Origin of the sequence: Chryseobacterium taichungense (assembly GCF_900109935.1) — a bacterium.
In the GTDB taxonomy this organism is placed as follows: Bacteria; Bacteroidota; Bacteroidia; order Flavobacteriales; family Weeksellaceae; genus Chryseobacterium; species Chryseobacterium taichungense.
Genome location: NZ_FOBV01000006.1, coordinates 44,342 through 65,137 on the forward strand (window position 1 = coordinate 44,342; position 20,796 = coordinate 65,137).

22 protein-coding genes are annotated in these 20,796 nt (G+C 37.3%); 8 read left to right on the top strand and 14 right to left on the bottom strand.

Features of this window, described 5'->3' with window-relative positions; genetic code table 11:
• Positions 1-4 precede the first annotated feature (4 nt).
• From BMW64_RS13525 to BMW64_RS13535, 3 genes are read right to left on the bottom strand one after another with little or no spacing between them, the layout of a single operon-like run.
• Positions 5-331 carry an SUF system Fe-S cluster assembly protein gene (locus BMW64_RS13525; protein WP_090000491.1) on the bottom strand — a complete coding sequence of 109 codons (327 nt, stop codon included), beginning with the start codon at positions 329-331 and terminating at the stop codon, positions 5-7.
• 3 nt (positions 332-334) lie between these two features.
• Complete coding sequence (locus BMW64_RS13530) at positions 335-1,039, bottom strand: 3'-5' exonuclease (protein WP_090000492.1); 705 nt, start codon at positions 1,037-1,039, stop codon at positions 335-337.
• Between the two features lie 11 nt (positions 1,040-1,050).
• Positions 1,051-1,398 (bottom strand): tRNA-binding protein, encoded by a 348-nt coding sequence (locus BMW64_RS13535; protein WP_090000493.1) that lies wholly within the window; start codon positions 1,396-1,398, stop codon positions 1,051-1,053.
• A 228-nt stretch (positions 1,399-1,626) separates the two neighbouring features.
• Here BMW64_RS13535 and BMW64_RS13540 point away from each other — a divergent pair, with 228 nt between their 5' ends.
• From BMW64_RS13540 to BMW64_RS13560, 5 genes are all read left to right on the top strand, one after another.
• Entirely contained in the window at positions 1,627-2,202 is a 576-nt protein-coding gene (locus BMW64_RS13540) for a DUF4840 domain-containing protein (RefSeq protein ID WP_177175295.1), read from the top strand.
• Positions 2,203-2,300: 98 nt separating this feature from the next.
• A complete protein-coding gene (locus BMW64_RS13545) occupies positions 2,301-2,867 on the top strand; it encodes an RNA polymerase sigma factor (protein ID WP_090000720.1) in 567 nt (188 codons plus the stop codon).
• Positions 2,860-4,227, top strand: a complete 1,368-nt coding sequence (locus BMW64_RS13550; protein ID WP_090000495.1) for an outer membrane beta-barrel protein — start codon at positions 2,860-2,862, stop codon at positions 4,225-4,227. The genes BMW64_RS13545 and BMW64_RS13550 overlap by 8 nt, the downstream gene beginning before the upstream one ends.
• A 29-nt stretch (positions 4,228-4,256) precedes the next feature.
• Complete coding sequence (locus BMW64_RS13555) at positions 4,257-5,225, top strand: T9SS type A sorting domain-containing protein (protein ID WP_090000496.1); 969 nt, start codon at positions 4,257-4,259, stop codon at positions 5,223-5,225.
• Positions 5,226-5,356: 131 nt separating this feature from the next.
• Positions 5,357-6,892: a YifB family Mg chelatase-like AAA ATPase gene (locus BMW64_RS13560; protein WP_090000497.1), complete on the top strand. Its 1,536-nt coding sequence runs from the start codon at positions 5,357-5,359 to the stop codon at positions 6,890-6,892.
• Between the two features lie 34 nt (positions 6,893-6,926).
• On the opposite strand, the gene BMW64_RS13565 is transcribed toward BMW64_RS13560, so the two are convergent.
• Together BMW64_RS13565 and BMW64_RS13570 are read right to left on the bottom strand one after the other, a co-directional pair.
• A complete protein-coding gene (locus BMW64_RS13565) occupies positions 6,927-7,403 on the bottom strand; it encodes a YdeI/OmpD-associated family protein (protein ID WP_090000498.1) in 477 nt (158 codons plus the stop codon).
• 143 nt (positions 7,404-7,546) lie between these two features.
• Complete coding sequence (locus BMW64_RS13570) at positions 7,547-9,748, bottom strand: S46 family peptidase (protein WP_090000499.1); 2,202 nt, start codon at positions 9,746-9,748, stop codon at positions 7,547-7,549.
• Positions 9,749-9,835: 87 nt separating this feature from the next.
• Here BMW64_RS13570 and BMW64_RS13575 point away from each other — a divergent pair, with 87 nt between their 5' ends.
• Positions 9,836-10,288: an META domain-containing protein gene (locus tag BMW64_RS13575; RefSeq protein ID WP_090000500.1), complete on the top strand. Its 453-nt coding sequence runs from the start codon at positions 9,836-9,838 to the stop codon at positions 10,286-10,288.
• A gap of 454 nt (positions 10,289-10,742) precedes the next feature.
• Here BMW64_RS13575 and BMW64_RS13580 read toward each other — a convergent pair whose 3' ends face one another.
• The 9 genes from BMW64_RS13580 to BMW64_RS13620 form a co-directional block, all read right to left on the bottom strand.
• The gene (locus tag BMW64_RS13580) at positions 10,743-11,627 is read right to left on the bottom strand and encodes a hypothetical protein (RefSeq protein ID WP_090000501.1); all 885 of its coding nucleotides are present in this window, start codon (positions 11,625-11,627) and stop codon (positions 10,743-10,745) included.
• A gap of 10 nt (positions 11,628-11,637) precedes the next feature.
• Positions 11,638-12,978: a beta-carotene 15,15'-monooxygenase gene (locus BMW64_RS13585; protein WP_090000502.1), complete on the bottom strand. Its 1,341-nt coding sequence runs from the start codon at positions 12,976-12,978 to the stop codon at positions 11,638-11,640.
• A 6-nt stretch (positions 12,979-12,984) separates the two neighbouring features.
• The gene (locus BMW64_RS13590) at positions 12,985-13,392 is read right to left on the bottom strand and encodes a hypothetical protein (RefSeq protein WP_090000503.1); all 408 of its coding nucleotides are present in this window, start codon (positions 13,390-13,392) and stop codon (positions 12,985-12,987) included.
• Positions 13,361-13,792: a DUF6804 family protein gene (locus tag BMW64_RS13595; protein ID WP_090000504.1), complete on the bottom strand. Its 432-nt coding sequence runs from the start codon at positions 13,790-13,792 to the stop codon at positions 13,361-13,363. The genes BMW64_RS13590 and BMW64_RS13595 overlap by 32 nt, the downstream gene beginning before the upstream one ends.
• Positions 13,793-13,798: 6 nt before the next feature.
• The gene (locus BMW64_RS13600) at positions 13,799-14,308 is read right to left on the bottom strand and encodes an SH3 domain-containing protein (RefSeq protein ID WP_090000505.1); all 510 of its coding nucleotides are present in this window, start codon (positions 14,306-14,308) and stop codon (positions 13,799-13,801) included.
• Positions 14,309-14,349: 41 nt separating this feature from the next.
• Positions 14,350-14,709, bottom strand: a complete 360-nt coding sequence (locus tag BMW64_RS13605; RefSeq protein ID WP_090000506.1) for a YegP family protein — start codon at positions 14,707-14,709, stop codon at positions 14,350-14,352.
• Between the two features lie 233 nt (positions 14,710-14,942).
• Positions 14,943-15,608 (bottom strand): response regulator, encoded by a 666-nt coding sequence (locus BMW64_RS13610; protein WP_090000507.1) that lies wholly within the window; start codon positions 15,606-15,608, stop codon positions 14,943-14,945.
• Between the two features lie 13 nt (positions 15,609-15,621).
• Positions 15,622-17,295 (bottom strand): tetratricopeptide repeat-containing sensor histidine kinase, encoded by a 1,674-nt coding sequence (locus tag BMW64_RS13615; RefSeq protein WP_090000508.1) that lies wholly within the window; start codon positions 17,293-17,295, stop codon positions 15,622-15,624.
• A gap of 63 nt (positions 17,296-17,358) precedes the next feature.
• The gene (locus BMW64_RS13620) at positions 17,359-17,559 is read right to left on the bottom strand and encodes a hypothetical protein (protein ID WP_090000509.1); all 201 of its coding nucleotides are present in this window, start codon (positions 17,557-17,559) and stop codon (positions 17,359-17,361) included.
• Positions 17,560-17,943: 384 nt separating this feature from the next.
• On the opposite strand from BMW64_RS13620, the gene BMW64_RS13625 reads away from it, so the two are divergent.
• Together BMW64_RS13625 and BMW64_RS13630 are read left to right on the top strand one after the other, a co-directional pair.
• Complete coding sequence (locus BMW64_RS13625; protein ID WP_090000510.1) at positions 17,944-18,723, top strand: hypothetical protein; 780 nt, start codon at positions 17,944-17,946, stop codon at positions 18,721-18,723.
• A 72-nt stretch (positions 18,724-18,795) separates the two neighbouring features.
• A complete protein-coding gene (locus BMW64_RS13630; protein WP_090000511.1) occupies positions 18,796-20,583 on the top strand; it encodes a metallophosphoesterase in 1,788 nt (595 codons plus the stop codon).
• Positions 20,584-20,796 lie beyond the last annotated feature (213 nt).

Consider the following 20,796-nt stretch of genomic DNA (forward strand, 5'->3'; position numbering starts at 1 on the left):
TGTATTAAAGCATTCCCAGCTCAAATTTGGCTTCTTCGCTCATCATATCTTTATGCCAGCTTGGTTCGAACGTAAGTTCCAGATCTACACTTTTTACGTGCTCTACTTCGCCCACCTTGTCTTTTACTTCCTGAGGTAGTGTTTCAGCAACAGGACAATTCGGCGTTGTAAGGGTCATGATGATCTTAACATCCGCATCATCGGAAATCTGAACATCATATACCAGTCCAAGCTCGTAGATATCTACCGGAATTTCAGGGTCATATACGGTTTTTAAGACTTTGATGATCTCTTCACCAATGTCAGCAATCTGATCGTCTGTAAATTTCATTTTTTAATCTAAATTGATGTACCTTTTCAATAAATCTTCCTGACGCATGCGCCGGAAAATGTTTGCCAAAGTTAAGACATCTTTTTCACAATAGTCAACTATTCTTTGCAAGTCTTTCTCTATGTAGTAGATTGATGAAACCATTGAGCCGTCGATATCATCTTTCGGGGTAGGAATTCCGAAAAGATGAGCCAGTAACTCCAAGGAAACAAAGCTTTTATAATCCCCGAATTTCCAGAGTTCCATTGTATCAATATGCGGGATTTCCCAAGGTTTTTTCCCAAACATCTGGAACGGTATTGGCGGCATTATGCCATTAATCAGGAATCTCCGGGCAATCCAAGGAAAGTCAAATTCTTTCCCGTTGTGGGCACACAGAATTACGTCCTTTAATCGTGGACTGTTGAAGATCTCTCCAAACTCCATGAGAATTTTTTTCTCGTCGTCTCCTGCAAAGCTTTTGATTTTTAACGTATCATTTTTTTCCAGCATTCCGATGGTAATGCAGATGATTTTTCCGAATTCGGCCATAATTCCTGCTCTTTCGGAATAAAATTCACCGGCGGAAATTTCATCTTTTCGTTGGTGTTTTGTTTTTTTATCCCAAAGCATTTGCTCTGTTTCGGATAATTCTTCCCAGGCTCCGGAGCTTGGAACGGTTTCAATATCAATAAATAAGATTCTTTCCAGAGGGATGTGCTGTATCATTTGTTTTAATTTTATCCTACCTGCATTCCGTTTTTTACCGGCAATGAAGGGGTCAGAAGGGTTACGTCTTTTTTATCCTCACCATACAGTCCTAAAACCAGGCATTCGCTAAAGAAATTGGCGATCTGCTTTTTCGGAAAATTTACCACCGCCAGGATCTGCATGCCAATTAATTCTTCTTTTTGATATAATGAGGTTATCTGTGCAGAAGATTTTTTAATGCCTAAATCTCCAAAATCTATTTCTAACTGATAAGAAGGGTTTCTGGCTTTTTCAAAATCATTCGCTGAAATAATGGTTCCGCATCTGATATCGACTTTTTCAAAATCTGCCCATGAGATTTCAGGTTTTACTGTCATGATAGAGAATTATATAGATTCTATGTTGATGATTAAAAATGTATGCTTTAGCAAAAGTATTAAAATAATGAAAGTTAAATAATTTTTAAAATATAAAATTTTGCTGTTAAAAATCAGGTAATTATGAATTTTTTAAAGATTTCTGTCAATTTTCATGCAAGATTTCTCAAAATCAGGATTTATATAGTGAGTACTCAAGGATAATGTTTAATGTTAAAATTTAAAACAATGAAGAAAAAGACAGTACTTAATTTCCTGATCATTGCTGCGATTACCATATTGGGATTCTCTTTAACATCATGTATGAATGATAATTATGAACCAATACCGGTAAAGCTGAATGATATCAACGGGAAATACCGGGCAAGATTAGTAACCTCACAGGAAGGAATGTTTAACGAAAAAATTATTGATTTTACCGCTAAAGACAGTGTTATCACATTCGGGAATTTTCCGATGAAAGAGATCGTAAGAAGCATTGTAAATGATCCTGTGAAAGCAGATACCGTTTTGGCACATTTAGGAAAAATTGAATATCAACTGAATTTTAAACCCAAAGTAAATCCAGAACAGAATGTTGTAGAGCTTACTTTTGAACCTAAAATCCTTAGTTTTCAAATGACGCTGGATGGAGTGACAAAAGATGTCTCAGTCATGATGGCAGCCAAGCAAAAAGGTTTTTTTGTAGGATACGACTGGTCTATGAGATTTGCATGGGAAGCAGAAAAAATAACCGTTGGAGGAGTTGATCTGGCCCCTTATCAGAGCATAAAGTATGAAATTCCCATTAGTATTAAAAATTAGGCAACGGTTATTGGCAAGATAGGCAGGCTTCAATTTGGAGCAGCCTATCTTTGCATTATGTTAAGTAAGTGGAAATCCTTGAGGATGCCATAAAATCAATGAAAGAAAGTAACGAACAAATTCTGGTTAACCGCCTTTTACAGAAGGAAGAAGCGGCCTGGAAAGAGCTTTTTGAAGTTCATTCAGGCAGTCTGGCCTATGTTTGTTCGAGATATATCATTGACAGAGACAGTGTGAATGATGTGTTGCAAAACAGCTTTATACAAATGTTCCGTTCGATAGATTCTTTTGAATTCAGGGGAAACGGTTCTTTGAAAGCCTGGATTACCCGAATTGCAGTCAATGAATCTTTAAAGCATATTAAACAAAATGTAGATTTTAAGATCATCGCTGATGATTCGGAAATTCCGGATGTACAGCATGAAGATGAGCCTGATCTTGAGGAAATATCGCAGCAGGAAATTATGAATATGATCCATATGCTTCCGGACGGCTACAGAACGGTTTTCAACCTGTTTGTTTTTGAAGAGAAAAGTCACAGAGAAATAGCGGAAATACTGGGAATCGCAGAAAATTCATCAGCATCGCAGTTTCACAGGGCAAAATCAATGCTTGCCCGGAAAATAAAAGAACATAAAATATCTAAAACAGCGCAATATGAGTAATGAATGGTTAAATGATCTGCGCAGAAAAATGGAAGATCACACAGAAGATGTTCCTGATGGATTGTGGAAGAGTATCAGTGAAGAATTATTTGTAAAGGATGAGACCAAGGGAATTCCTGGTCCCGTACCTGGTGATCTGAAGGCGCAGAAGGCTGTTATTCCATTTAATCATTTACCGTTATGGTATCGTATTGGCGGTGCTGCGGCAGTTATTGCCTTGTTCTTGATTCTGGGTAGGCTGTTTGATTTTAATATTAAAAAGCAAGACAGGGAATTAAAAAAAGAATATAAAATCACGGGAAAAGATTTTCAGAATCGTACGATATTAGAACCTAAAGAGTCTGCTGTTTCTCCCAGTAAAATTGTTAAAATACAGCAATTTGATTTTAATAAAAGAACAGCATTATCTGTATTTAAAGATTGCACTAAAATTCCTTTAAACAGTATTAATTCTGCAATACAAAACCAGGATAATACTTCTGTAAATATTACGAATGATAATGGTTCTAATCAAAGTTTAGCACAGGAAAAAGAAGCGCTTTCGATTGAAAACAAATCTGATCACGAAGAGGCTGAAACCAATCCTCTCATGACAAAAGAAGAAAGGGAATGGAAGGAAAAGTTTGAAAAAGATCAAAAGTCAAAGCTGGCACTAAACAAAACTAAACAAAACTGGATGCTTGGTCTTGCTACGGGTAACGCCTCCTCAAATACTACTGATCAGTTTCCGGGATATGCCGCTTTGAACGGAACAACGCCCAGCCTTCCTGAAATCTGGGGACTGGAAACAGGCGAGGATCCTCTGATGGCTATTCTTCTGGCTAATCAGGATAAAAAAGTGGATGCAACCATCAGACATAAAACCCCGATCACTTTCGGAGCTTCCGTATACAAGAATTTAGGAAAAAGATGGAGCATCGGGACGGGAATTAATTATACAAAGCTTTCTGCGGAGCTGACTACGGGAAGTCAGTCTGATTTTATCAGCAGTGAACAGAATATTCATTATGTAGGGATTCCGGTGCAGGTAAATTATAATGTCGTGAAAAAAGGTGCTTTTACAGGCTATATGACAGGAGGTGGGGCAGTGGAGAAAGCTGTTTCCGGAGATATCAGGACAAAATATATTGTAGACGGAACGGTAAAACAGGAAACAAAGGAGGAAATCCATGAAAAACCCGTTCAGATATCTGTAAATACAGCCGTAGGTGTTCAGCTTAAAGTGGTAAAATATATAGGCATTTATGCCGAGCCGGGAATAGGATATCATTTCAAAGACAATAGTTCACTGAAAACCATTTATAAAGAAAAACCTTTGAATTTTAATGTAAAATTCGGGATCAGAATATTGCTTGATTAGTCGCAGATAATAATGACAAATAATTTTATATGAAAACAAAACTGATTTTTTTAAGTCTTTTATTTTTAAGTTTTTTAAATATAAAAGCACAATGTACCCCGGAAATTACAAGTCCGCGGCTGGGAACCATGTTCCCTGATAAAGTTGTTTTCTGTAATACGGAAACAGAAACGCTTTCAACAACTCAGACCTACGGTTCTTATCAATGGTATAAGCAGGAATGGGACTGGCAAACACCGAATACGAATCCATGGGTAGCAATTCCAGGGGCAACATCGCAAACCTTAACGATCAACGGAACCGATGATATGCTGTATTATTTTAAAGTTGAAGTGACCCAGGCCGACTGTACCGCAGAAAGTACACCTATCCTTGCAGATGGCTATGCTTACGGGCTTCCTTTCATGATGGTCGATTTGCAGCCGGGAACTTTTCAAGAGATTGCTCCGGGAGAATATAATGTTTGCGAAGGAGCTTCAGTACAGTTTAATGACGGATTTCCAGAGCTTTATGGAACTCATACATGGTTTAGCTGTCTTCCGGGAAGTAATCCGCCTTCATCTTCAGATCCTTGTATTATTCCGGGAGAAACAGGAGATTCTTACACCGCTACAACTTCGGGAACTTTTGGATTCTACGCCTGTACAGAATATTGTCCTGATCAGTGTGAAATGCTTTCAGAATTTGCTTTTACGAAGTTAAATTTCGGAAACTGGGATTTTTGTGGAACTCTTGGTACTGGTGAAACGAAACCGAAAGAGAATAACCTCAGCGTTTATCCGAATCCTGCATCGCAAGTCATTTACATCGGAAAAGAATCCGATAAGAAATATACTGAAGTATCCATCATTGATATGTCAGGAAAGCTGATCCAGCAAAAAAAGGATCATCGGTTTTCTGAAGCTATTGATGTAAGCTCTTTAGTTCCCGGAACCTATATTATTGTCTCTAAGTCTGAGAACGGAAAAGTATTTAAAAATAAATTTATCAAGAAATAGATCTAAGTGATAGTTTGAATTCAATTTGATGAGAGGCTCCGGTTTAATGTACGGAGCCTTTTTTATGTTGTCATAAATTTTCGTCAGTACAGAAGATAAAAAATTATTATTTTTGCATCAAAACACAGACAATGTTGATAAAAATTTATGGAAGTGCAATTCATGGCGTTTCTGCCCAAACCATCACTATTGAAGTTAATGTTGATACCGGCGGAGTAGGATATCACCTGGTAGGTCTTCCGGATAATGCGATCAAAGAAAGCAGCTACAGGATTTCTGCCGCTCTGAAAAATGTAGGATTCAAGATTCCGGGAAAGAAGATCACGATCAATATGGCTCCTGCCGATCTCCGTAAAGAAGGTGCTGCCTACGATTTGAGCATAGCCATCGGTATCCTTGCGGCGTCTGACCAGATTCTTGCAGAAAATATTCAGGACTATATTATTATGGGAGAACTTTCTCTCGACGGAACACTACAGCCCGTGCGTGGTGTTTTACCCATCGCTATACAGGCCCGTGAAGAAGGTTTTAAAGGAATTATTCTTCCGAAACAAAATACACGTGAAGCTGCGATTGTAAACAATCTGAATGTCTTCGCTGCCGAAAACATCAAAGAAGTTATTGATTTTTTTAATGAAGGCAAACCGCTGCAAAAAGTTGAAATAGATACCAGGAAAGAATTCCAGGAAAAAATAAATGATTTTCCGTTTGATTTTTCCGAGGTTAAAGGCCAGGAAACTGCAAAACGGGCTATGGAAGTTGCCGCAGCAGGCGGACATAATATCATTTTAATCGGACCTCCCGGAAGCGGAAAAACCATGCTGGCGAAAAGAGTTCCCAGTATTTTACCACCATTAAGTTTAAAAGAAGCGTTAGAAACGACAAAAATACATTCCGTTGCCGGTAAGATGGGAACGGAAACTTCTTTAATGACAGTTCGTCCCTTTCGTGCGCCACACCACACCATTTCTGATGTAGCACTTGTCGGTGGTGGAGGTTATCCGCAACCGGGAGAGATTTCCCTGGCTCACAACGGCGTGCTGTTTCTTGATGAAATGCCGGAATTTAAGAGAACGGTACTGGAAGTCATGAGACAACCGTTGGAAGATCGTGAGGTAACGATTTCCCGGGCAAAATTTACAGTGAATTATCCTGCGAGCTTTATGCTGGTCGCTTCAATGAACCCAAGTCCGAGCGGATTTTTTCCTGATGATCCGAACAATACTTCTACAGTCTACGAAATGCAGCGTTATATGAACAAGCTTTCCGGGCCGCTGCTTGACCGAATTGATATTCACATTGAAGTGCAGAAAGTAGAATTTGAACAGTTAGCGGAACGAAGAAAAGGCGAAAAAAGTGAAGAGATTAGAAAACGTGTTCTTCTGGCGCGCGAGATTCAGCGAGAGCGGTATAAGGACTTGAAAATAAGCTACAACGCTCAAATTGGTCCAAAAGAAATTGATAAATATTGCAGTCTGGATGAAAGCTCATTCAGCCTGATAAAAACAGCCATGGAAAAGCTGAATTTGTCAGCGAGAGCGTACGACCGAATTCTGAAAGTTTCCAGAACGATTGCCGATCTGGAAGGGTCTGAAAATATCCTTTCTTATCATGTTTCAGAAGCGATACAGTACAGGAGTCTTGATCGTGAGTTTTGGAATGGGTGATGCTAAATTAAAAGTCATTAATCTTAATGACAATTTAAACTCCCTTCTTCCCATCCAAAATCATCTTAATCATTTTAATCTTTCGGTTTTCTCGTGTTTCAGGCTTTTTGGCTTCATTAATCCATCGGATATATTCTTTCCGATGCGTATAGCTCATCTTGTCAAACAATGCTTTTGCTTCCGGATTTTCATTGAAAACGATAAGAATATCATCCGCAATTTCTACCGTTCTTTCTTCTTTATCTTCAATAAGACTGACCGAAACTTCATCACCGAAAGTCTTTCCCAGTTGCTTCCTTATTTCCTGGGTCAATCCTAACATATGACATTCGGATTTCATTTTTGCAAGGCTCCCGCGATATTCTACTTTGTCATCGAAGAGGGCTTTAATTTTAACCTGTCCTTTTTTATTAAATAACTTTTCTGTAGAAAAAGGAAATTCCACAAAAGCGGCATTCATAGTTCTGTGTTGCTTAATAACAGCTTTGAATTGTATAGGCTGAGGCTTCATTTGCTTAATTTTTTAGACTACTAATAATTTATATTTAGAGTTAATTGAATCATTCAACATTAAATTTATGATTTAATTTAAACTTAAAAACAAAAAAACCGCGAAAGAAAACTTTCACGGTTTTTAAAATATATCGGTTAGGATTATTTTCTTTTTCCTTTAGCAGAAGTTGCTTTAGGCATTTTTGTTTTGGTATCTGCAGGCGTGTTTTCGTCTCTTACCAATTGTAATTCGTCGATCAGTCTTCTTGCGCCGGCATATTTGTCGATTGTCCAAAGAACGAAACGAACGTCTACGTTGATGGTTTTTTGCCATTCAGGTTCGAAAACGATGTCTCCGCTTAATGCCTCACTGTTTCCGTCGAAGGCAATACCGATAAGGTTTCCGTCTCCGTCGATTACCGGTGAACCAGAGTTTCCTCCAGTAATATCATTGTTGGAAAGGAAGTTAACCGGCATATATCCTTTGGCATCTGCATATTGACCGAAATCTTTAAGGTTATAAAGGTCAATCACTCTTTGCGGAAGATCAAACTCTTCATCACCTTTCTTGTATTTCCCAACGAGACCGGTCATATCTGTATAATAGTTATCTGTAACACCGAAGTAGTTTCTGTCTGTTCTGATCGGCAATGTATCTACTGTTCCGTATGTAAGTCTCATGGTAGAGTTAGCATCCGGGTAGAACTTTTTCTCAGGCATTGCCTTCATTAATCCTGCTAAGAATAATCTGTTGTTTTTAGCAAAATTATCATCAATCTTTACGAATCTTTCTGCGGAAACTTTCTGGTCAGCTACAATTCCGTTGGCGATTTTCCAAAGCGGGTCAGCATCCAGTTTCAATTTGTCCGGATTCAGAACGAAGTTGGTTGCAGAAGTTTTAGTGGCAAAGATTGAAGAATAGGCAACATTAGAAAGATTCTTAGCATCAAGACCCATAATGGTTTCTGAAGCAACATCTTTGTTTACTCTTGTCTGGTAAAGATTAACCATAGAATTCATCATTTCCCCTTCAAGCTTGGTGTTGATGTTTTCGTAAGCTGATTTTAAAGCAGCATCTACTTTAGGTTTCATCGCAAGTCTGCCTTTCATATCCTGGTCTGCATATGCTTTAAGCACGCTTCCTACCTGTAATGCCAGCGAGAAATACTTCGCATTTCTCGAAAGCTGTGACATGTACATTCTTTCAACATTTCTGTCGGAAGTTTGCTTGTAATAAATACCGATATCTTCCAATACCATTTCATATTCAGCAATATTTTCCGGTTGCAGTGCCCATGTTTTAAATCTTTCTTCTACCTTTTGCTTGTCGGTGATTGTTCCGTTCTTAATAACGGCATCGATCGTTCCCTGTCTGTTTTTCCAGTAGTTAGCTACTGAAGCATATTGAGAAGCATAGTTCAACTGCGTTCCTTTATCTTTATCCATGTACTTTTTCATAACATCCATGGCAAGTTTGGAAGCTTCAACCCAAGCCGGGTAATCTTTGTTTACCATCTGCTGAATTCCATAAGAAGTCAGGTAACGGTTTGTTCTTCCCGGATATCCTAAGATCATTGAGAAATCTCCCGGCTTTACTCCTTTAAGGGAAACAGGTAAGAAATGCTTAGGCTTTAAAGGAACGTTGCTTGGAGAATATTCTGCAGGATTTCCTGCTGCATCGGCGTACACTCTGAAAACAGTGAAATCTGCAGTGTGTCTAGGCCATTCCCAGTTGTCGGTATCACCCCCGAATTTTCCTAATGCGGATGGCGGTGCACCCACCAATCTGATATCTTTATAATCCTGGTAAACAAAATAATAAAATTCATTTCCGTTAAAGAAATCTCTTACGACTACTGTATATTTTCCGTTTTCAGAATTTTCAGACTGGATCGCTTTGGTTTCAGCATCGATCACCGCTTTTCTTTCTGCAGGGGACATGTTGTTGTTTAGTTTTGAATTGATTCTCTGTGTAGCATCATCCATTCTTACCAAGAATCTTACATACAGATCTTTAGCATTGAATTCATCTTTTTGCTTCATCGCCCAGAATCCGTTCTTTAAATAATCTTTTTCAGGAGTAGAAGCTGCTGCTACTGCACCATAACCGCAATGGTGATTGGTGAAGATAAGGCCCTGTCCGGAAACAATTTCTCCCGTACAAAATCCTCCGAAGCTTACGATCGCATCCTTTAAGCTTGAGTTATTCACGGAATAAATTTCTTCCGGTGTAAGATGCAAGCCTTCTTTTTGCATATCTACACCATTAAGTCTCTTAATAAGCATTAACAACCACATTCCTTCGTCTGCCCTCATCTGGGCAAAACTTAAAAGGAAAGTGAATAGTAGAAGTATTCTTTTCATTTTATAAAATAATTTTTGTGTCGCTAATTTACTAATTTTTACCGTATTCTGGCCTCGGAATGGTATGAAATTGGTTTTTGGAAGCGTATGAAAACAATATTAGTTTCGATTTTGAGTGTTTTATTTTCAGGAATATTGCTGAATTGTAGTACGGTAAACGGCAATGCCTCACGCTCGAATCAAGATGCCCAGCTTCACAGAGAGTGGATGCTTATCGCGTACGGAGATTATTCTAAATCTGACCTGATCAGTAAAGATGCCAAGATTAACCTTACAGAAAAGGCAGAAAACGGGGAGATAAGAGGAACAGCCTTTATGGGCTGCAACGGGATGTTTTTTACTTCCGAATTTAAAAGTGACGGAAATGTAAAAATCTCGGAGATCGGCTCTACTCTGAAGGCCTGCCAGGATATGAAGCTGGAAATGGATTTCGGCAAGGAATTCAAGAACATGACTAAATATTCTGTAAAGGGACATTCTTTAACCTTTACTGATGATCAGGGACATAAGATGGAATTCGTAGCGGCAGACTGGGATTAATTAAAAAAAGAGGAGAAATTATCTCTTCGCTTTAACGATCAGCTTAAAAAAACACCTCAAAGTTTACTTCTACCAGATTACACTCTCCGGGAAATCTATTTAATCTTAATCTACCATTTTAAACTAAAATGGTAGTCTGTTTTAATCTAATCTACCGTATTATATTCTCACGGTAGCCTGATTTAGTTTAATCTATCAGTTTAGAATAAATCAGAAGTCCGGTTTAGTCTAAACTGACAGTTTAAATTAAAATGGTAAATCATTTTAAATGAAAACATCTTTTTACCACTAAGGATTTACTGCATAACGTCTTATTTTTTTATGCTTCGTCCATTCGAGTGTTTTTTCGTAACAAAGTGGAGAAAAAATGTATCGAGAATGAAATTTACTTCAAGGTCACAACTTCTCGATACGATTTTTTCAAATGAAGAACGCTTATATTAATTGTGTTTTTTTAGTATTTTCCTGAAATTGATTTTAAGATAATCGGCTCCAGGTTAGAAGGCAGGTCGGCAGATTTTATCTCATATTTTTTGACTTTCATTTCTTTAAACCAGTTTTCCCAATATTCCTTGATAACCGCTTCTTCGAAAGGATTTCCTTTTTCCGGATTGATTCCCAGAACGATCACTTCAAGGTTGCTGAGGTTGTCATTCGCTTTTACAAAACCGTAGGTTTTTTTTTCGATTAAACTTTTGAAATCAGAAGTGGTGAGATGGTTGGCTTTAATTAATTTACTGGTCAGGTAAGAAGTTTTATTTCCTTCTGCAAACTTCGTGTTGTCGTGGTACATATATCCATCCGTGAGAATAAAGAGGATGTTTCTTTTGTCATCTTTGATGCAGTAATCTTTTACCTTGTTTTTAAAAAACTCCCAGATATCGGAACCCAAATAGTTTCCATCTTTAATCGCCGACTGATAAATGTGTAAAGGCAATTCAGAATATTTTTTATCAACTTCATCAAAATAGGTTCTCTGCGTATTTTTGGTAAATGAAACTTTCAGCTCTTTCGTAAAGTCATTGATTTTCGGATCGGAAGGTTCAGGATTAAAAAACACCTGCATCTGATCATCGTAAGTGATGATTTTCTTGGATTTGATATGATTTAAAAACCCTTTTTCAATCGCTTTGATGTACTCCACATCTCTTTGGAAAAATGGCATCGTAGGATTAGGGTTTGTTTCGGGATCGATCCGATCCGATAGGTCGATCAGGATGCTGATATTGATATTATTTGAGTCAATTTTAGACGGACAGTTGATGCAGGGACGTTTGGGTATTTCTTGTTTACAGGAAATCAAAGAAATAATCATGAACAGATAAAATATTTTTTTCATAAGATTGATTTTATAAGGCTGATAAATACACTAAATTCTGAGTATCCGAATTGGCTCCGACGGTTTCAAGATTGGTATTGTAGGTTTCAATACAGCTGTCGATCATTGTCTGTTTCTCTGTTTTGGAAACCGCAATTTTTTCTCCGATAAAGGTGATCCATCCTTGAACATATTCTGAAGCATACAGCTTATAATCTTTGGTAGGAATAATAACGCCGTCTATGATATTCTGAAGTTCTTCGGTCCTGCCGCGTGTCTTGATGATCAGCTCTTTAATGTTTCCGATGTTTGCTGTAATTTCTTCGATTTCATGTTTTAAGGCAGTGATTTTTTCTGAAAGAGAAAGTACTTTTTTCTGCCTGATTTCCTGTTCGCTTCTTATTCGGTCTTTTTCACGATGCTCTTTCATGACAAAGTCGAAAACCAATCCCCAAATGATATAGACAATAAATCCTGCGAAAATAATTCCCCAAAACTGAATCTTGGTAAACGCGATTTTCAGATCAAACAGAGGAGAGTCAAAGGTTTTATTCAATTCATATAATTTTGATTCGATCTCATACGCTAAAATGGAATCGAAAACAAAAGTGATCAGAAACAGCATGCCCAATTTGACATAATTGACTTTCGTCTTATTTTCCCCAAACATGTGGATCAGAAAGCCTAAGCCCAGAAACACAAAAGGAATCAGGGTAACGAAAGCTACTTCAATGAATCCGTCATTCCATGCTTTCATCCATGCATTGGCATCCAGAACACTCTGTATAACGGTGCTTTTTGCATCAAAGCTTTTAAAGAAAGCCGAATAGGAAGTGGAAATATAAAATGTTGCTAAATACAAAGTAATGGGAATGAGAAGAATCAGTCCGATCCAGAATTTTGCAGAAGCTCCTTTGGTGGCTTTTACATTGTATTTTTCAGGGTTTCTGGGCAGGTCAAGAATTTCAGATTTCAGATTTTCAATGGAATTCTGATGGTCTTCAATTTCCTTATTTTTAGTTTTGAGCTGTTCCTCTTTAGTTTCCTGCGAAACCGTTAAGGCTTTGATTTCCGTTTCCCTGTTTTTCTGTTCATTAATGTAAGACTCTTTCAGCTTCTGCTGTTTTTCGACCATTTCTTTTTCTTCGTTCTGGAATTTAGAATAAACAGCATCCAGGCAGATGGATAGAGTAGAGTGGTTTCCGCTGGTGCGCGAGCTGTCTCTGTATCCTGATTCGTGATAGGTTCTTTTCCTGCTTTCTTCAGAAGATTCTTCGTTTGTATTGATTTCGGCTTTAGGCAGCTGCTCCTCTTGCTTTTCTATCGGAACGGATTTTAGTTTAAATAAGTTTTTTATGCTGGTGGTATCCATGACAGGTTAGTTTTTTAGTTCATATAAAATTTCACTTTTATTTTTTCCAATTTTTACGGCTTCAATGAGATAATCGACAATGGCCGTTACATTTTCTTCCAGAAACCCGAACATCAGTACGTATTTCTGCATCGCAGAATATTCATTGGGAGAAACGACTCCGTCTGCCCAGATCATTACGGTGAGATCGTACAGATAATCCACTTTTTCCTCAATCGTTTTGGGAACCAGTGATTTTATGTTAATCGGATTTAAAAGCACTTCATCCAGGTTTTTGGAGGAAATACCTCTTTCTTCGGCACACCGGTACAGCATTTTCAGTTCCAGGGCACTGAAATCATCATCACAGATGGCCATTTGATACAATCTTAAGAAGTGAGCTTTAAGATTTTCCGTTATCTGATTGTTTTCCATACAATTGTTCTTCTTTTGGTTTTTTAGTGTTAATAATTCGGTCCCGCGAAGGAAAGCTGAGGTTGGCGGAATGATCTGCCGTTTCTTCGGTATTGGTGACTTCACTTTTCAGTTCCAACTTATCCACAAAAGTGATCAGCAGAAATAATATTCCTGTAACCGTATCGATAGGAATCCACAAGCTTTTCCGGAAGAGATATATGGGAAAAACAGGATTAAAAACGATAAGGACAACAAGAAAAATGATGCTGAAATAATGTTGTTTAGCGTGTAGGGTTACATACAGAACAAGTAACGCCGCAACTGAAACGAGAATTCTGAGAAAAGTATAATACTCTATGGGAAGCCTGAAAATACCGATGAAACAACATAACGCACAGAAAGTGAGAAATGGTTTCATGATTTTTTATTTTACATTTTTATAATAAACATATCCTTTTTTGCCACTTGATTTCACCTGTACCCTGAACCATTGTCCTTCTTTTGAAAGCTGAATCAATTTGGTATTTTTAGAAACGATGGTTACCACTTTAGATTTAAATGACGGTTTTTCGTAAATGGTTGTGGCATTGATTCCTGCGATATACCTGTTGTTGGAATTAACATTTACGTTCAATTCAACTTTCGGAGTTTTAGCTTTTGAAGAGTTGTAAGAATCCGGAGTTTTGTGCTTTTTCGATTTACTTCTTTTGTAGGAATTTCCGGAAGATGAGTTTTTGCCGGAAGAACCATCACTGCAGACTCCACAGGTTCCGCCGCTGCTGCAATGTCCGCATCGCGAGCAGTTTGAGCAGGCCGTACAATAGGCAGAACCTGTGCATCTTCCATCATGTCCTATATTATCATTGGCTTTCACGCAGGAATGTAAAAGGAATACGCTGAAAGTAAGTATGATAAATGGTATTAGTTTTTTCATGGTTATTAATTTTTAATTATAATTTTCTAAAGTTGGTAAAGCTATTTAGGTTGGTTATCATATATATAGTCAATGGTTTCGTCGATAACTTCTGCATTCGGAGCATTGATTTTTAATGAGTTAATGCCGTTTTCCATTTCTAATTCTGTGTAATACAGCCGGCTTTTTCCTAAGATTCTTCCGTTTTTGGCTCTTAAGACGAAATATTCTCTGTCGTTTTTTGCAATTTTTCTCACATATCTCGCGTCATCATGAGCCATCGCTCTTACGGCTTCTATTCCGATCAGACATGAATTTTTCTGATTATAGCCATCGCTGGTTAAAATGTTTTCTCCGCTGTCGGTTTTTAGATTAAACTGAAATTCGTCGTTTACTCTCTTGGTAACTATAAATTTTCCCATCGTTAATAACTTTTATTGTTTAATGAATCTATCTGAAATTTACGTTTCGTTTAGAGTTTGATTTGCAGTGGCAACAAATGGTATTACTTTATATTCCATGATTGTTTTTATTTTACACTCCAAAAATATAACCCTTTCAAAACCAATCCTTACGGTTTCCCGTAAAACGAACAAAAATAAAAAAAACCTTCCAAAAGAATTGAAAGGCTGTTGAATAAAGAGCTAAAATAGCATCAGATAATCCCAATATCTTTACAGAAAGCAACCAGTTGCTCATTGCTGGTCACTTCAAGGTCTTCCTTAAGGCTGTTAAGTTTTTTCTCCACGCTGCTTAAGCTATAGGGTTTGATGTTTTTCTCCTGTAGATATGATGGAATATTTTTCTGCAGGACACCTTTTGAAAGAAGAGAAACCAATGCAATATCATAGGCCGAAAATTCGTAGCTGTTCAGTTTTCTGACTTCCTGCTTGAGGTCGAGTGAAAGATAATTCTCATTGATGTAAACGGATGCAATGGATTTTTTCAGTTCCTTGGAGTCATTTCTTGCCTTCCGCACGTAGCCGTTGATGTGATAATCTTTAAAGAGTGAATCGATAATACCGGATTTATGTTCGGCAGAAAAAACAATGACTTTTAAAGACGGCTGAATTTCCCTGATCTTCTCAATAAGTTCCCGTCCGTCTTTTAAATGTTGGGTGTGATGATCCTCTTCATAGTAAAGATCAGTGATCAAAAGATCGTAAGGCTGTTGCTCACGGATTGATTTCTGCACTTTTGCCAGGGCGTCGTCGCAATAATACACATAGTCTACAATCGGAATATTAAGTTCTTCCAGCGTTTTCTGTACGGAAATATTGATGCTTTCATGGTCTTCCGCAATTAAAATTTTTTTGAACATTCTTTTAGTTTTTTTAAGAAACAGGAAATGAAATATTGATCTTCAGTCCTTTTTCAGTTTTGGTGTCAAAAATAATTTCTCCGTGGATACTTTCTATACGGGAAACCGTAGAAGAGAGGCCGTTTTTATACATGATATCCCCGGGAATTCCGATTCCGTTGTCTGAGTAGTAGATGCTAATCGTATCGTTTATTTTTTCAAACCTGAACGAAACTGCATTGGCACCGCTGTGTTTTCTCATGTTCACAAGCAATTCGCGGATGATTTGGTAAACTTCATCCTGTGCATTTTTGCTTACATTTTTCCAGAGCTCTTTTTCGTTTCCGGCAGTATAGGTGTTGACTTTTTCGTTCTTAAATGAACTGATTAACTCTGATATTTTTTCACTGATATCTTTCTCTTCATTGGAAGGATCAGCTTTCTCATAAGAAATATCCCGCGACTTCTCATAGACGAATTCCAGTTCATCCAACGCTCTGTTTCTGTCAAAATCTTCCTGATTCTCAATTTTCGTCATCACCTGATAAATACCATTCGCCACCACGTCATGTACTTTTTTGGATAGTTTGAGCTGTGTGTTTTTTACTTCAAGCTCTTTTTCCTGCTTGAGACGGATTTGTCTTTTTCGGTATAGTATGACAATAAAGATGATTGCTAAAATTAAAATCACTAAAAGAAAATACTGACGTTGAATGTGATTATCTTTTTGAATATTCTTGTTTGTTAAGTTTAAATTTTCAGCTTTTTCTTTTTCAATCCCATATCTAAAGTATGCGAATTGGTTTCTCGCCTTACTTCTTGAAATTGTTATACTGTCATTAATGTTTTGAAACTTTTTGAAATAATATAGATAATTATCTTTATCAAGATTGATAATTTTTTGTAGTGCTTGTATCTGATCTTCAGGATTATTAATTTCAGTAGATTTTTCTAACATTTTCTTTGCGTACATTAAGGATTTACTTCTATCCTTATCTAAATAAAAGTTTGCTAAAGTTGCAAAACTGGAATTTAGTCCATCTCGATCATTATTTTTTTCTCTAATTTCTAAAGCCTGATAAAATTCTGGGAGGGGATTATAATTTTTATCTTCTAATAGTTTTGCTCGTCCCAAATTATTTAAAGCCATTGACTTATTTTTATTGTCTTTAGCTAAAATAGCATATCCTAAATATTTCTGAGCTAATTTAGAATTCCCTTGACTTATAAGTGCATCAGCTATGTTGTTATAATAAATATATTCCCTTTCCTTATCAGTATTATATTTTAAAGCCTTTTGATAAAAATCAAAAGCGTTACCATAATTGTATAGAAAAGAAGACGCTATTGCCATATTATTATAGCTTGAGGCTAAATCTCTTTTTACAATCGTGTCAGTTTCCCTTTTTAGGAGTTTATTTGCTTCAACAGATGATTCAATACTACCATAAAAATCTCCGTCATTGGTTTGTATGATTGCCATATTAATTAATGATTCAGCTGCTCCTATAGAATCATTTACTTTTAAATATTCATCTTTTGCGAGATTGTAATAGTAAAATGCAGAATCCGAAATACCTTTAGTTCTGTAATCTCTAGCTTTAGAATAGTAATTATTTTCAACATGATTTTTTTTAACACTTATTTTCTCTTTATGACAGGACAATAAGGTTATTGATATTAAAAGAAATAAAGAAATATTTTTCATGGTTAATAGTTTAATACAAAATAAAAAAAAAGAACAGATTTATGCAATCTGTCCTTTTATAAATTATGGATTAGTGAAAGGAGGAGGTGTTTGTCCCGTATTTCCTGTAGTACTTCCTCCGTTCCCCGGTCCATCCGGATCCACTCCTTCTCCCGGATCTATTCCGCTGCCTGGGGCTAATTGCGTGGTTACCTGTCCGTTGTTATCGTTGTTGCATGTTGATGTTTGGGCATTATGGTGTCCGAATGCTAGTCCTAGTAGCATCAATATAAATTGAATCATTGTTTCAAAAAATTTAATTGTTAAAGCATTCGTGTTCTTCCCTGCGAAACCGATCGCAGGCGGTGTTACACGTTAAAAAATTTCGAAGCGCTTCTTAAATTTTTTGGGAAGTGAACCTTCAAAAACGGAAGAGAAACATCTGCTTCCCAACCCGGAGTTTTCTTCCGTTTTATCTGGTGATTTTTGAAATCAGTTTTGTAAATTTGTTTTTGTAATGTTTTGTTTATCACTGATCTCTGATGCAAAGATGCAACGGAAAAGAAGGTAAGGGTTAGAAAGTTTTTGGAAAGTTTTTGGAAAGTTTTGTACGGGAAACCGTAATGTTTTTAGTGGTAAACACATTATTTTTCCAAATAATTTAGCTATATGTCAAAATTTTTACCTCAGAAAAGAAAACTATTAGAAGAAGTATTTCAAAAAGCTTCAAATGACACACCTGAAAAATCATTTAATGGAATTGTAAATTACCTTGAAAGGACTTTGAAGGATGATTACCAAATTCTTTTAAGCTATAAATCTTTTGAAACATACTATAAAACTGTAGTGGAGAGAGATGAGGATTACAATATAAAAACTGTAATCTTAGATGATTTGAGTAGATATTTGGAATATGATAATTTCAGAGCATATTGTTTAGATTGGAAGACGATAGAATACACAATAAGTCAAACTCTATCGAAAATTGTAATTAATATTACGAACAAGCCAATCTTTACAATGCCGGACTTTTTTAAGAAAAATGGGTTGGGAATTATGGAAATGGTTTTCGTTTTACTCCTTGTTACCGGAGGCGTCGTTTTTTCCAATCCCAAGAGCTCAACCCGTTTGGGATTCATATCAGGTTCAAATCCTCCCGCCACAGACAAACCTTTTATGTATTGGAATAAAGACCGGTATATGGCGACAGACAGCAGCTACTTGGGGCCACAGATAAAAGTGGAGCCAATGGATGAAGAAAACTTCACTTATCTTAAAAAGATTACCAGACCTGATACACTTACGGTAGATAATGCATTGCATAAAGTCTGGTATGATAAAAGCAATAACGAAGTGGAATTTTTTACAAGCTTCGGAAAACATCCTGAAAATGGAAAAACTCTGAAAGAAGTAACCCCATATATAATTAGTACTTATGCAGGAGAATAACTTCCTTCACAATTATTTAAAATTCAATTAAACACCTTCCTGAAATATTCCTTTACCTTCGCCTTTTTTAAGATGAATAAAGGAATATTCTCGTTTTTAGTCTTTGTGTTTTCGGTTGTTTCGGCACAGGAGAAGCCGATGCAGATTGCTTTTCTGTCGGATGTTCATTTTCAGGATCTGTACGGAAGCTTTTCCGATAATGATTTTAAAGGGATTGTCAATCCAAAGACGGGGAAGGCAACCATTCTCCGGACCATGGATGCGCAGCTTCATTCTACCAGAATCTTCAATGAAAACTATTTTGCCTTTCTGAAAGCACTGGAGGATATCGCCCAAAAAGGAATCCGGATTGTAGCGATGCCCGGTGATTTTTCAGATGACGGACAGGCGTATAATCTCCGTGGACTGCATAAGATTCTTGATAAGTACCACCAGAAATACGGGATCGAATTTTACATCACCACTGGCAACCACGATCCGGTTGGCCCTTTCCGGCAGGACGCAGGAAAAGACGATTTCCTCGGGCAGGATGGTTACCCGCTCGGGATTTACAGTAAAGAAAACATCGGGAAGACCGATCACAAGATCATCACCAGAGATATTGCGGAATCAGGATATCTTGAAATACTTGATGAGCTGAAAGACTTCGGGTTTTATCCTAAAAAAGAAAATCTGTTTTGGAGTACGCCGTTTTCAAAGTATTCCCTGAAAGATTATTCCTACAAAAAAGCGTTGCAGGATGCGGATTATGCTAAAAGAATATACAACGTTTCCGAAGGTTTTCCGGTTCCTGACCTGAGCTATGTTGTAGAGCCGATACAGGGAATTTGGCTGATGGCAATCGATGGAAACACGTATATTCCTAAAAATACCGTTGCTAATCCTGCCGATGCAGGTAATTATAAAGGTGCCGGCATCGGTTACAATAAGGTGCTCACCAATAAAAAACACCTGATCGACTGGGTAAAAAACACCATGTCAGAAGCCAGGAAATACGGGAAAACCGTGATTGCATTTACCCATTATCCCATGATCGATTATAACGACGGGGCAACGGACGAAATCAAAAAGCTGTTGGGAGAAAAGAAATGGCAGATGGAAAGAGTGCCGGAGGAGCAGGTCGCACAGGCTTTTGCAGAAGCCGGACTTCAAATTCATTTTGCCGGGCACATGCATATTAATGATACCGAGATCAGAACAATAGGGAAAAATATGCTGGTGAATATCCAGGTGCCATCACTGGCCGCATATATCCCTGCCTATAAAGTGCTTACGATACATTCTCCTGACCAGATGGAGATCCGGACGGAAGTTATACATGAGGTTCCGCGCTTTAATGAATTGTTCCCGCTGTATGAAAAAGAGTATGATGTTCTGAAGAAAGAAGGAAAGAAAACCATTTGGAATAAAGATATTCTGAAATCTGCCTCCTACCACGATTTTATGCTGTTTCACCTGAAAGAGCTGGTGCGGCTGAGAATGATCCCAGGTGACTGGCCCAAAGATCTTATCGAAAGCACAAAAGACCTCACCGGTGAAGATCTGTTACGGTTAGTACAGAATAAAGGACTAGAGGAGGAAAGAACAGATACCGAAGCTTTTAAGAAATGGAAAATGGAAGATCTGCTGCTGGATCTTTATAAATTTCAGTCGGCTGACGAACTGGCTTTTAAAGATATCCCCACAGAAAGGCTTCAGCAATACCAGGTATTGGAAAAACGGTTTGATCGTTATGAAGGAACAGATGCGCTGATGCTCAAGCTGAAAAGTATTTTTAAAATTCTCTCACTCCTTTCCCATGGAGATCCTGCTGATCATTTCGAGATCGATCTGAAGAAAAGATCCGTTAACAGGCTGTAACCGTGAATTAAATCATTATTTCACAATTTGCTATACTTCGTAAAAAAGAAAAATGGGAATTGTATCGTGGTATGAAAAAAAGTAGTCTGAGTGGGACTACTTTTTCTGAGACAAATGTAAACAAATTATCGTTACTTCCAAATAATAAGGCTTTGTTTTTTAATATGTTAATCAATTAAAAACTATAATTTCTTTTAAAAACTGGCCGTTTCA